This window comes from Thermaerobacillus caldiproteolyticus (assembly GCF_015326725.1).
GTDB lineage: Bacteria > Bacillota > Bacilli > Bacillales > Anoxybacillaceae > Thermaerobacillus > Thermaerobacillus caldiproteolyticus.
In genome coordinates this window covers 788,021-800,785 of sequence record NZ_CP064060.1, presented here as the reverse complement: position 1 = coordinate 800,785, position 12,765 = coordinate 788,021, and the positions used below count along the sequence as shown (strand labels likewise).

Sequence of the window (12,765 nt, the reverse complement as noted above, 5' to 3'; positions counted from 1 at the left end):
ATCCTCGAAGCAATTAGCCTCGAGGATTTTTAACGGCCCACAAATCCTTTTTCTTTCATAAACATTAGGACCTGCTCGCGTGTGATTGTTTGTCGCTGGGTTAGCTCTTCAAGTAATGATAAGTAAAAACTTCCGTCAAAGTGCTTTTGAATTTTTAACGTCCACTCTAACGCCATAATCGTTAGCCAATCGTTTGCCCCCGTATACTGTTGGCCAAAGCGAATAAAATTGCGTGCATCCTCGCCTAAGCGAAATCCTTTGCTCGCTAAAAAATCGAAATATTGTTCTACCGTCTGCTTTCCCATACTCCCTCTCCTGAATGAGATCTTCGCTACCATCTTAACGCATTTTTAACGCTATAGCTAGCCATTTTTTGCATGTACATAAGTAAGAAAGCGCTCCTGTCTTCATCCCTAGTAAACCCCCGCCAATGACTTTGATCGGCTGATGACCAAGACACTCACGAATCCGTTTTTTTGTCTCTCGTACACCATTTGTTTCGGATCATTTTCCAATCATTTAGTCTCTTCGGCTAAATCCATGTTTAGGTGAATCGCCAGCTCTCCAGCCTGTCTGCGCACTCCTTGCGCACATATATCACAATGAAGCCAAATAAAGCGGCTAATGCGAATCAATGGTAAGACAATAAAGGTTGCAAGTGAAGTAGCTCCTGCAGAATGGGAGCTCGGCATTCCTCCGTTTCAAAAAAGTGATCATTGCTAACGTCCCCGTCTCACATTTCTTTGACGAGATTTTTTTAAGCTGTGCAAGCGCGATTGTCCATAATGCTGTTTTTAAGCCCGGTTCATGCCTCCTTCTCCTTTCTCAAACGGTCATTTAATCAGTGTCTAACTTCAACGGCTGCCTCCTCTTTTTCTTATTGTTTAGCTTCAGACACCATCAGCTCGCGCCTCTTCGGTGCCGCTGCGGCAGGCGACAGTCTCCGCAAAAGTCCTCGATAAGCAGGGGTCTTTCGCTGTTCTTGTGATGTAAACATATTTTTTCACAAAAAGGCAACACTATCCTCGGAGGTGAGTGCGATGGCGAAAAATGGCGGCAAAAATCGTGGAACAAAAGCACCCGGTGTGAATCCACAAGGATTCGGGCAAGATGCGACCTTTACTCCCGATCCGAAAAGCGAACTCGAAAATGCAGCGAAAAAAAGTAATACAAAATAAGATCAATTAGGCAATATGCATAAACTTTAACAATCAAACAAGCAGGCAAATAAATTGCCTGCTTGTTTGATTTCTGTTTCTCTATTATTTTTTCAATTTTTCCCGCAATACCATTTGCAAAATACCGCCGTGGCGATAGTAGTCGATTTCGACTTCGCTGTCGAAACGAACTAATACTTCGAACTCTTTCGTTTCTCCTGTTTCTGGATTTGTAGCGGTTACTTTTACATAATCGCGCGGTTTGACGTTTTCGTCAATGTGCACTTCGAACACTTCTTTTCCTGTTAATCCTAATGTTTCTGCATTTTCCCCTTCTTTAAATTGAAGCGGCAATACACCCATTAGGACAAGGTTCGAGCGGTGAATACGCTCAAAGCTTTCGGCAATGACGGTCTTAATTCCTAATAAGAATGTACCTTTTGCTGCCCAGTCGCGGGAGCTTCCCATTCCATAGTCTTTACCAGCGATAACCACAAGACCTGTGCCGTCTTGTTTGTATTTCATGCACGCATCGTAAATGGACATCACTTCGCCTGTCGGCCAGTACGTTGTGTAACCGCCTTCTGTTCCTGGCGCAATTTGGTTGCGAATGCGAATGTTCGCAAACGTACCGCGCATCATGACCTCATGATTGCCGCGGCGAGATCCGTATGAGTTGAAATCTTTTGGATCGACGCCTTTTGATATGAGGTACTGACCAGCTGGTGTATTTTTGCCGATCGAGCCGGCTGGTGAAATATGGTCAGTTGTGACGGAATCACCGAATTTTCCAACAACTCTCAAGCCTGTAAGCGGCTGTACTTCGCGAACGTCTGGAGATAGTCCTTCAAAGAACGGCGGATTTTGAATGTATGTGGAATCCTCGTCCCATTGATAAAGCGGCTCATCCGTTGTTTCGATCGCATTCCAGCGCTGATTGTCATCGAACACGCGCTCATATTCTTTGCGGAACAGTTCTGGTGTTACCGTTTGTTTGACGACTTCTTTGACTTCTTCCATGGATGGCCAAATGTCATTAAAGTACACATCATTGCCATCTTTATCTTTGCCGATTGGCTCATTTAATAAGTCAATATCCACCGTACCGGCTAGGGCATACGCCACAACAAGCGGCGGTGAAGCAAGATAGTTCCCTTTTACAAGCGGATGAATGCGACCTTCGAAGTTGCGGTTACCAGAAAGCACACTTGTAACAAGCAAATCGTTTTCCGCAATCGCTTTTTCTAGTTCAGGAGCTAACGGTCCTGAGTTACCAATACATGTCGTACAGCCATAACCGACAATGTTAAAACCGATTTGCTCTAGGTATGGAAGCAAGCCGGAGTCTTTTAAGTAGCCAGTAACTACTTTAGAACCCGGTGCGAGTGATGTTTTTACGTATTTTGGAACTTGTAATCCTTTTTCTACGGCTTTTTTCGCCACTAAACCAGCACCGATTAATACATATGGATTTGAAGTATTCGTACAGCTTGTGATCGCCGCGATGGCAATTGCTCCTGTTTTCATCGTCACTTCTTCGCCATTCAAAGTGACCGTGATTTGTTTATCAAGATCCGCTTCTGTTAATCCGAAGCCTTGGTTTCCTTGCGGCGCTTTCACCGCTTCACGGAATGCCTCTTTCATTTTGGAAAGCGGAATCAAATCTTGTGGACGTTTCGGACCAGAAAGGTTTGCTTCGATTTCAGAAAGATTGATTTCTACCACATCAGTGAAAATAGGTTCTTCCGCATCTGGCGTATAGAATAAGCCGTTTGCTTTACAATATGCTTCAACGACTTGAACATGATGCTCATCGCGACCTGTTAAACGTAAATATTCAAGCGCTTCTTCATCCACCGGGAAGAAACCACATGTTGCTCCATATTCTGGCGCCATGTTCGCGATAGTCGCACGGTCAGCAAGCGGCAATGTCGCTACACCTGGCCCAAAGAATTCAACGAACTTGCCCACAACGCCTTTTTTGCGAAGAACTTGCGTAACTTTTAAGGCAAGGTCCGTTGCGGTTGTACCGTTTGGTAATTTTCCGGTTAAACGTACGCCAATTACCTCTGGTACTGGGAAGTAAGAAGGCTGTCCAAGCATTCCTGCTTCCGCTTCAATTCCGCCGACTCCCCAGCCAAGAACGCCAAGACCGTTAATCATCGTCGTATGAGAGTCCGTACCGACTAATGTATCCGGGAACGCTTCATATTCGCCGTTTTCCCCTTCAATGGTATGAACAACATTGGCTAAATATTCGAGGTTTACTTGGTGAACAATTCCCGTCGCTGGAGGAACAGCACGATAGTTGTTGAACGCTTTTTGTGCCCATTTTAAAAACTTATAGCGCTCTGCGTTGCGCTCAAACTCTAGGTTCATGTTGTACTCAAGCGCATCATCCGTTCCAGCTTTATCGACTTGCACAGAGTGGTCAATAACAAGGTCAACCGGAATTTCCGGATTGATCTCATATGGGTCACCACCTATATCTGCCATCGCTTTGCGCATCGACGCTAAGTCAACGACAGCTGGTACGCCTGTAAAGTCTTGCAAGATGACGCGTGATGGCTTAAACGGCACATCGATGTCTTTGAGTTCAGACGTTCCCCATTTTGCTAGGTTTTCTACATGCTCTTTCGTAATGACACGCCCGTCTACTTGTCGAAGTACTGATTCTAATAGCACTTTAATGGAATACGGTAAACGGGAGACGTTGCCGATCCCTGCTTCTTCAAGCGCTTGCAAACGGTAGTAATTATACTTTTTACCGCTTACTTCAAATGAAGAACGGGCTTGAAATACGTCTTGTTTTGCCATATGTATTACCCCCTCATACAATACTATACTATTTTTTCGAGCGAAAGTCGAAAAAATAGAATGAATTCTCCCAAAACCCGCAAAATTGTTACGCTTTTATCTTATTATAAGGGGCCATGCATTGTAAATAATAAATCCGCTCTTTCTTTTGATAAAAGAATAAATTCCCCTTCCCGTCACAAACTAGTAGCGGAGGTGAAGAGAATGGCAAAACGTAAGGCCAATCATGTCATTCCAGGGATGAATGCCGCAAGTGCGCAAGGGATGGGAGCAGGCTACAATGAGGAGCTGGCAAATGAACCGTTAACAGAGGAACAGCGCCAAAATAATAAAAAAAGAAAAAAGAATCAATAATACTTTTGTCATCTAGCATAACCATAGACGCCCGCATAAGAAAAGCGCCCTATTTCGTCTAAAAACTGCCACGTTCTATAGGCAAACAGCGAAATGCCGTCATCCTCACTCCCGAGATGGGCAAATGCCCTTTACTTGCACTTCGAGGGAGAAGGTTATTGATGCCAGAACGGCTTAAAGCATCACTTTTCAGATCATGCTTTAAGCAAATTCTGCATGGATGTTTATTCAAAAATCAAACTAGTTGGCCGCCGAGCTAGTCAAAACGACCGAAGAAATTTCCAGAAAGCGTTGCGGGCCAGTCCAGACAGCGGTTCAAACTTTATACTTCTTATTAACAATAAGGGAATGTCTCCATACAGGACATTCCCTTTTTGTTATTCTATTTCATTCACTTCGTCAACGATCGCTTGTAAATCGCTACGAAATTGTTCGAGTTGAGCACGTTGCTTTTCGGAGGCGACTTCAAGAGCATTGTTAATTTGTTCGAACGCTTCATTCACTTCTTGTTTTAAATGTTTCAACTGACTTCCATAGTCAGCACGGTCACGTACTAAATGATCGTACCATTCTTTTGCTTCCATCGTCCCTTGCTGCGCTGCTTGAAACGCCTGTTGTTTGTCTTTATGATACGGCATGTCTGTTCACTCCTTCGCAAGTTGCATTCCGCATTTATTATCGTTTCAAATGCGGCACAAATTATACCGCGAATAAACAGAGAAAATGCTGTTATCCTAATGAATAGAAGGAGGAAGATCAAAATGACGAATAAAAATACAAGTACAGATATGCGAAAAAATGCACCAAAAGGTGATAATCCCGGCCAACCAGAACCTTTAAGCGGATCAAAAAAAGTGAAAAACCGCAACCATACGCGTCAAAAGCATAATTCCAGTCACGATATGTAATGGAAGATTTTTTCTACAACTCCCGCCGCGAACGCTTTCAAATGCGATGCATATGATAGAAAATAGCCATTCTATCGGTGAATGCGGAGGGAGTTGTTATAGAGTGGAAAACGATAAAAAGTCTGAATTGGAACAATGGCTTGAGGCATTATGTAGCGATCCATTTTCCAGCATTTTAGACGAGACGGTATTTCGTGTCGATGTATTTGAAACGGAAACCGAATATATCGTAGAGTCAGAGCTTATCAACTGTACAAAAGAGCAAATATTCGTCACATGTGAAAACGATGCTTTAATTATTCAAGTACACGAAAACGAAAACATTAATAAACAACGGGTCGTTCATTTGCCGTTCCCTCTTCTGAATAAAAACATTCGTGCTTATTTTACATCGCCTATTTTGGAAATTCACATCAGCAAAGAAATAAGCGCGAATCATCCCAATCGTTATATGATCACTATTCATGAAATAGATTTGTAAAGCTCTTCGAAATAAGAGCTTTTGTTTACATAATATTTTTATGGTGTAAAAATTGCTCTGCCGTTTCGGCAGAGCAATTGAATGTTACGAGGTTTTCACCCTTTAAAAAACTGCGGTAAATACTCTTTATGAGCTTCTAACATTTCATCTAAAATTTGTTTAGCAATCGTATCTGATGGAACAAGAGGGTTAATCGTCATCGCCACAAGAGCGGTATTATAGTCACCTGTTACAGCTGCCTCCGCAGCGACTCGTTCAAATGACTTAATTTGCTGAACAAGTCCTCTTACTGCGACTGGAAGATCACCAACCGCAATCGGTTTTGGACCTTCTTTTGTAATCACACAATTCACTTCAACAGCTGATTCGTTCGGAATACTGGCAATCGCTCCATTATTTTGCGTATTCACTGGCTGAATATCGCGCTTATCATTGTAAATCGAGGTAATGAGGCTGCATGCAGCATCGCTATAATAAGCACCTCCCCGCTTCTCAAGTTGCGGCGGTTTGATATCAAGATTCGGATCTTTGTACAGCTCAAATAGCTCGTCTTCTAGCTTTTTTACGACTTCCGCACGCGTGCCAACCGTTTTTTCTGCTTCCATTTCTTCAGCGAGCATTTTGCTCGTTTGGAAATAGTAGCGATGATACGGGCACGGAAGAATTTTTAATCCCTTTAAAAAACCGGGTTCCCAACCAAGATCGACGATATTTCGCATCGTGATCCCAGACGCTTCACCGCTTGTTAATCGATCAATCAATTCCTCTGTCATATTGTTACCGTCTACATAGATATTTACCCCAAATACCATATGGTTAAGCCCGGCAAAATCAATATGCACACGACGAGCATCAACACCAAGCAGTTTGGCGACTCCCATGCGCATCCCGATTGGCACATTACATAAACCGACGACTTTTTTATAGTTGCCGTAACGCAGTACCGCTTCTGTCACCATTCCTGCTGGGTTCGTGAAATTGATGAGCCATGCGTCTGGACAAAGCTCTTTCATATCCTTAATAATGTCAAGAATGACTGGAATCGTTCGTAACCCTTTAAACAATCCGCCCGGTCCGTTTGTTTCTTGACCAATAACGCCATATTTTAATGGAATTTTTTCGTCTTTCATGCGCGCCTCAAGGCGACCGACGCGAAATTGTGTCGTGACAAAATCTGCTCCTTCTAGTGCTTTGCGTCGATCAAGCGTCAAACGAATGTCCATCGGCACGCCTGCTTTTTTGACCATTCGTTTCGCTAGTTCGCCGACAATGTTTAGTTTTTCCTCTCCCTCTGGAATGTCAACGAGCCATAACTCACGGACGGGAAGCTCATCATACCGTTTGATAAATCCCTCAACTAATTCAGGTGTATAGCTAGACCCTCCGCCGATGGTGACAATTTTCAATCCTTGTATGCTCATATTTTTCTTCCCCCTTTGTTTTGCAATGACTCATATAAATCAACAAACTCAGCGGCCAGCTCTTTTAGCGTGATCGCGTTCATTAAGTGATCTTGCGCGTGTATCATCAACAAAGTGACTTCTTTTCGCTTCCCATTCGCTTCGTTTTGAATGAGCGAGGTTTGGACATGGTGAGCAGCATTTAACTCTTCGCTTGCCTTTTGCAGATGGTTCCTTGCTGTTATAAAATCTCCCTTTTTGGCGGCAGCAATAGCTTCCATCGCATGACTTCTCCCGTTTCCGCCATGAAGAATGAGTTGAAACACAATTTCTTCATAAGTTTCCATATCCTTCTCTCCTACGTATGTTTTAATTCGCGATAAGTGATGAGTTCGATGTTTCTTTCTGAGATTGCCTGACGTATCTCTGGATCAGTTAAAATCGCTAGTTCGTTGATACGCCCAAGACAATACGAGCTGCCTATTTGTAATGGAAGGTCAATGTAAGCAGGATGGCACATGATTTCTGCTGTTTGCCCGTCGCTGATTTGATTGACCAATGATAAAAAATATTCCTTTGTCAAATCGTTACCGTAAAATTGATGAATAAACACATCCACCGTCTGTAAATCAAACATATCCGTAGAAGGTACAGGCCGAGCAGGCAAATGGTGCTGCTGAGCAAGTTTTTTTACAATCGGAAATACCTTCTCGTGAGCATGAACATGATGATGGCTATCGATATGAGTCGGCGTTAGTCCAAGTGAGAAAAATTTTTCAAGCTGAGCCGTTAATTCCCTCTCAATCTCATTGATATCCGCATGAAGAAGCTGTTCATCGCGCTTACGAAATTCACCGTTTTCATTCACTAATGATGAAACATCGGAACAAACGGGTTTTCCGCATGTTAGCACAAAATGAATTCCTACTCCTAAATCTGGATTCTCTTTTGCCAGCTGGGCGGCATGTTCCGCCCCCGGCATATTCACCATCATCGTCGTAGATGTCACGACTCCATGTTGAAATGCTTCTAAAATCCCTAAATTAACACCTTTGGAATAACCAAAGTCATCCGCGTTAATAATGCATCGAATCGACATCGTTCTCGCCTCACCTTTGCTATGTCATCGTTGAATCCATTTTTGCGTCAGTGATATCGCCTTCTTCGGCTACTTTTTGTTTGTCCCACATCGCAAAAAACGGATAATAAATCGCTAAAGCAATCAAGAAATTAATAATTTGCAAAATACTACCAGATATTTTCCCTCCTGTTGCTAAATAACCGCTAATAATCATCGGTGTCGTCCACGGTACCGCCACTCCGCTCGGCTTGGCAACAAGACCTGTCGCCATCGCTACATAAGAAATGATTGTCAACACAATTGGCACAAGAATGAACGGGATAATGAGTAACGGGTTCATCACGATCGGCATGCCGAACGTAATCGGTTCATTAATATTAAAAATGCCTGGCGCAATCGAAAGACGTCCAAGACTTTTCAGCTGCTGACTTCGTGAACGAAGCAACATCGCCACTGCAAGCGCCAATGTCGCTCCAGAACCACCAATATAAATCCAAAGGTCAAAAAACTGCTGAGTAATGACATTCGGCAAATCTGCGTTCGGATTCGCTTGGAAAACCATCCGATTTTCGTCCATGAGCGAAAGCCAGATGGGACCCATGATGCCACCGACAATTGCCGCTCCATGCAAGCCGACAGACCAAAGAAGCTGAACAAGGAGCACAGCAATAATCGCTCCAAATAAACTGCCGCCTAAGGTGCTGAGCGGTTTGTTTAACAATACGGTAACGATATTATGGAAGCTTTCAAACGGCGTGAGTTCTAAAAGTAAACGGGATACCCAAATAAGGCAAATGACCGCAAATCCCGGAATCAGTGCAACAAATGAGCGAGATACCGCTGGTGGCACTCCGTCTGGAAGCTTAATGACGATATTTTTTTGAATGATTTTTCGATAAATCTCCGTTGAAATAAGTGCCAAAATCATTGCGACAAACAATCCTTTACTGCCAACCCATTGCACTGGAATACCGCCGCCAACCATTATCGTCTCTTTGGAACCTTCAGGAACAAAAGGCACCTTATAAGGAGTCGCTAGCAAAAACGCTGCAAGTGAAATCGCGCCGGCCGACAGCGCATCTACCTTGTATTTTTCGGCAAGCCGATAAGCAACCCCAAAGCTAACGACAAGCGCCATAATATCAAAGGTGGCTCCAACGGGATAAAGAAGCTTTTCCAGCCACTTTTCTCCGAATATTCCAGCCATAAATTCGTTATAGCCGGGAATTGGAAGGTACCCAAGAATCAAAAATAAAGAACCAATAATTAATAATGGCATCGCTAAAATAATTCCATCACGAATCGCTTGAAGATGTTTTTGTTCAGCGATTCGACCGGCGACTGGCATGACATATTTTTCTAACACACTGATAAACGCATTCATTCGCCCGTCCCCCCTTTTTTATTGTTTTAATCGCAGCGCAAATTCAAGAACACCTGCGCCATTGACACGTCCGTAATCCGTTGGGTTAATGACATCAACGGGAATACCGCGCGCTTCGCCTTCTTTTTTAAATTGCGACAGCTTGTAACGAACTTGCGGTCCAAGCAGCAACACATCAGCACGATCGAGATGTGCTTTTGCTTCATCGGCAGAAACCGCCCAAATGTTTGCTTCGATGCCTTTTTCTTTAGCAGCTTGTTGCATTTTTGTTACTAACAAACTTGTCGACATGCCAGCGGCACAAACTAATAAAATGTTCATCGAATCATTCCCCCTTATGAGTTCTCACTAACATACTGCTGCAATATTCATGCCAAGGTGCAAAAAAAGCGTGCGAGTAAGCATAAAACATCAGTGTGTTATAAAAACAGAAATTGTTTTTGAAAACGTTTACAATAGTGTTCGGAAAAAACAAAGAATCATATATTGTGTGTTAACAATTTGTTTTACAATATTCAAAAAATTTCATAATATAACACAGCTCATCCTTAGTAATGTTGACACGATATTTCTTTTCAAGAGAATGCAACTCTTTTTTCACAAGATGATATAGCCACTCGTTCTCTTTTATATATTTTTCCTTTTGTTCATATTGAACAGAATTGTCGCCTGCGATGAGACGGTCAAGCATACAGCACGTATGAAGGACCATCCCGATCATATCGTGAGGATGGACATTGATTTGCAGCTTCTGCTGAATGTTTGCAAAACAACAGCGAATCGCAGCAATCCCTTCGCTTGCTCGAATACGTTGAAGATGATTGGTCAGTATTTCAATCATTTTTGTATATGTTTCTTCTATATCAATCAGTTTTTGAATTGATTTGATAGCCCGTAAACTTAACACCTCTTCAATATAAAAATATGGGGTTTTACCTAAAAATGGGACATTACTAATCACACATAACAAGCGGTAATGTTTTTCAATTTGAGACAACCTCATCTGCATATCTTTTTCACTAGCGACATGAATCGGAATGATATCTACAAACTCATTATCAAAATGCAAATACGTCTCAAGCACTTTTTTTATCGCTAAAGCGCTTCCTTTTCCGGTTACACAAGCAGTAATAATTACAAACTTTTCTTGTTTTTGCTCATCTCCATTCCATAGTGGGCGGTTTACATAAAATGGGGTAACATTTTTCACATCTTCATAAATTTCTTCGAGCGAATAGCCTACTATTGCTTTCCGCGCTGCTTCGAGAACGTGTGGGGTGCTAATGGCGGATACGACTTTCACAGGAATACCAACCTCTTTTTCTAGCAGTTCTCCAAATGTAGTAAGCGAGCCCATATCAACTAAAAGAAGAAGACCTTTCTTCGAAGCGATTTGTTTCACAAGCATTTTGGCTCGTTCAAATATTTCTTTGGGCTCTAAATGCAACGGCATATCAATCGCTTTCACGTGATCGGTGGCAAGCAAATGGTTGGTGACATCGGCCATTGCTGCGGCTGCTCCGTTTCCATGCATCATGACTAAAATGGACACATGTTCTTCATGATCGTTGATTGCTTCATTATCCAGCACAAAAAACATTGTTAGAAAACTGGCTTCATCAATGGGAAGGTCAAGCCCCGTATGTTCTTCAATCATTTTCATGCAATCTAAAGCAAGGTTAAATTCGTTTTTGTACATCATTCGTACTTTATTGAGATGCGGGTTCATAATCTTTTTGCCGCTTTGAATTCGCTGAATCGATGTTTGAATATGCAAAGCAAGACCATACACGACTTTTTTCGCAAACCGTTTACGAAGGGCTCTTTCTGCCTGCTGGATTATCGTTTCCGCTAATTGAATGATCGGCGGATCAATAATTTTCGCTAAGTCATTGCCAGTATGAATGCGCCTGTTTACTCCTTTCATATATTGGGTAAAATAATTTTCCACATCAATTTCCATTAAAAGTTCAAGCTCATCATCATTTACACCATGCGCCTTCAGCTCGTTAAACTTTCTTTCAATGCTTTCGTATATATTTTGGTAGTCTGCCTCGTTTGGTTCAAAACTCATCTCTTCACGATCCGGAGAAAAAATATAGTAACGATATTGAAAAACAAGAGATCTTGCTTGCTTTTTGGCAATGAAAAGACCTTCTTTTATATAATGAGGTAAATCCGGGCTATTAATTTGAACTTTCTCCTTTTTCGCTGTGACATAATCGGCATATGCTTTGGCACACGCTAGCTGAATGTCTGCTTTTAATTGGCCAACGTTATTCGGACATGGATAGCATAAAAACGCTCGAACCGTATTAGCGGAAACGTAAATTTCTTTTCCTAATCGAATCGCTTCCTCTCTGAAAAAATGAAAAATTAAGTGACATCGTTCTTCTGTCGTTCGTTCTCGCAACGGAGGCAAATAAATATTCATCGGGATTCTACGCCGAAATGTGGTTAGTAGACTCGATTCCGGGTTTTCCGTCGTCGCACAAATAAGCAATACATTCGCACTTCGCACTGTCTCCGTTTCTCCTAGCCGGCGGTACACCCCTTTATCGATAAAAGTAAATAGCATTTCTTGCCCCTCAGCCGGCAGCCGATGTACTTCATCTAAGAATAAAATACCGTTGTTTGCTTTTTCAATGAGCCCTTTTTGTTCAGCCGCTCCAGTGTATGCTCCTTTTTTGACGCCAAACAGTTGGCCAAGCAATAATTGCGGATTATTGGCGTAATCGGCGCAATTAAATGCAATAAATGGAGCATCTTGTGAACATTTACGAATTTCGATGGAAAACTCATGAAGAAGCTCGGCAAACATTGATTTTCCGGTCCCTGTTTCACCGAGGATAAGCATATGCATTCCTTTTGGAGGATAAAGAATCGCTGCTTTTCCTTGTTCGACAGCGATCGCTAAACTTGGTTGATGATACATTAGTTCATCCAATTTTGTTAAAAACATCTCACTGGATTTTTGTCGCACAACGGAAAAAAGAACAGGTCTTCCATTTCTTTTTTGTACTTTTCCCTTCTTCCACAGCTTGTTTAAATCGCTACTGACGTTGGCGCGGTCTAGCTTCAATATGCTCGCTAGCTGTTGAGCACTAATCCACTCGTTGTTGCTCGATGTTAACTCCTTTAATTTTTCATAGACGATATCAATCCGTTTCACATCACACTCTC

Annotated in this window: 14 protein-coding genes; 4 read left to right on the top strand and 10 right to left on the bottom strand. The window is 42.4% G+C overall.

Annotation, left to right across the window (positions count from 1 at the left end; translation table 11 throughout):
• Positions 1-29: 29 nt before the first annotated feature.
• Both ISX45_RS04145 and ISX45_RS19400 read right to left on the bottom strand, forming a co-directional pair.
• The gene (locus ISX45_RS04145) at positions 30-305 is read right to left on the bottom strand and encodes a DUF6123 family protein (protein WP_181557117.1); all 276 of its coding nucleotides are present in this window, start codon (positions 303-305) and stop codon (positions 30-32) included.
• 210 nt (positions 306-515) lie between these two features.
• Positions 516-692 (bottom strand): divergent PAP2 family protein, encoded by a 177-nt coding sequence (locus ISX45_RS19400; RefSeq protein WP_228485620.1) that lies wholly within the window; start codon positions 690-692, stop codon positions 516-518.
• Positions 693-1,040: 348 nt separating this feature from the next.
• On the opposite strand from ISX45_RS19400, the gene sspL reads away from it, so the two are divergent.
• Positions 1,041-1,178 carry a small, acid-soluble spore protein L gene (sspL, locus tag ISX45_RS04135; RefSeq protein WP_181557118.1) on the top strand — a complete coding sequence of 46 codons (138 nt, stop codon included), beginning with the start codon at positions 1,041-1,043 and terminating at the stop codon, positions 1,176-1,178.
• An 84-nt stretch (positions 1,179-1,262) separates the two neighbouring features.
• On the opposite strand, the gene acnA is transcribed toward sspL, so the two are convergent.
• The gene (gene acnA / locus ISX45_RS04130; RefSeq protein WP_181557119.1) at positions 1,263-3,974 is read right to left on the bottom strand and encodes an aconitate hydratase AcnA; all 2,712 of its coding nucleotides are present in this window, start codon (positions 3,972-3,974) and stop codon (positions 1,263-1,265) included.
• A gap of 204 nt (positions 3,975-4,178) precedes the next feature.
• On the opposite strand from acnA, the gene sspO reads away from it, so the two are divergent.
• Positions 4,179-4,328, top strand: a complete 150-nt coding sequence (gene sspO, locus ISX45_RS04125; protein WP_181557120.1) for a small acid-soluble spore protein SspO — start codon at positions 4,179-4,181, stop codon at positions 4,326-4,328.
• A gap of 377 nt (positions 4,329-4,705) precedes the next feature.
• On the opposite strand, the gene ISX45_RS04120 is transcribed toward sspO, so the two are convergent.
• Entirely contained in the window at positions 4,706-4,966 is a 261-nt protein-coding gene (locus ISX45_RS04120; RefSeq protein ID WP_181557121.1) for a hypothetical protein, read from the bottom strand.
• 123 nt (positions 4,967-5,089) lie between these two features.
• Here ISX45_RS04120 and ISX45_RS04115 point away from each other — a divergent pair, with 123 nt between their 5' ends.
• Together ISX45_RS04115 and ISX45_RS04110 are read left to right on the top strand one after the other, a co-directional pair.
• Positions 5,090-5,236 carry a small acid-soluble spore protein P gene (locus ISX45_RS04115; RefSeq protein WP_015863578.1) on the top strand — a complete coding sequence of 49 codons (147 nt, stop codon included), beginning with the start codon at positions 5,090-5,092 and terminating at the stop codon, positions 5,234-5,236.
• A gap of 103 nt (positions 5,237-5,339) precedes the next feature.
• Positions 5,340-5,717 (top strand): alpha-crystallin domain-containing protein, encoded by a 378-nt coding sequence (locus ISX45_RS04110; RefSeq protein WP_194520027.1) that lies wholly within the window; start codon positions 5,340-5,342, stop codon positions 5,715-5,717.
• Between the two features lie 95 nt (positions 5,718-5,812).
• On the opposite strand, the gene ISX45_RS04105 is transcribed toward ISX45_RS04110, so the two are convergent.
• From ISX45_RS04105 to ISX45_RS04080, 6 genes are all read right to left on the bottom strand, one after another.
• Positions 5,813-7,138, bottom strand: a complete 1,326-nt coding sequence (locus tag ISX45_RS04105; protein WP_194520026.1) for a 6-phospho-beta-glucosidase — start codon at positions 7,136-7,138, stop codon at positions 5,813-5,815.
• Complete coding sequence (locus tag ISX45_RS04100) at positions 7,135-7,464, bottom strand: PTS lactose/cellobiose transporter subunit IIA (protein ID WP_194520025.1); 330 nt, start codon at positions 7,462-7,464, stop codon at positions 7,135-7,137. Before ISX45_RS04100 ends, ISX45_RS04105 begins: the two co-directional genes overlap by 4 nt.
• Positions 7,465-7,475: 11 nt before the next feature.
• Entirely contained in the window at positions 7,476-8,210 is a 735-nt protein-coding gene (chbG, locus tag ISX45_RS04095; protein WP_194520605.1) for a chitin disaccharide deacetylase, read from the bottom strand.
• A 25-nt stretch (positions 8,211-8,235) separates the two neighbouring features.
• A complete protein-coding gene (gene celB, locus ISX45_RS04090; protein WP_194520024.1) occupies positions 8,236-9,582 on the bottom strand; it encodes a PTS cellobiose transporter subunit IIC in 1,347 nt (448 codons plus the stop codon).
• A gap of 18 nt (positions 9,583-9,600) precedes the next feature.
• The gene (locus ISX45_RS04085) at positions 9,601-9,903 is read right to left on the bottom strand and encodes a PTS sugar transporter subunit IIB (RefSeq protein WP_194520023.1); all 303 of its coding nucleotides are present in this window, start codon (positions 9,901-9,903) and stop codon (positions 9,601-9,603) included.
• Positions 9,904-10,075: 172 nt separating this feature from the next.
• Complete coding sequence (locus tag ISX45_RS04080) at positions 10,076-12,754, bottom strand: sigma-54-dependent transcriptional regulator (RefSeq protein ID WP_194520022.1); 2,679 nt, start codon at positions 12,752-12,754, stop codon at positions 10,076-10,078.
• Between the last annotated feature and the right edge of the window lie 11 nt (positions 12,755-12,765).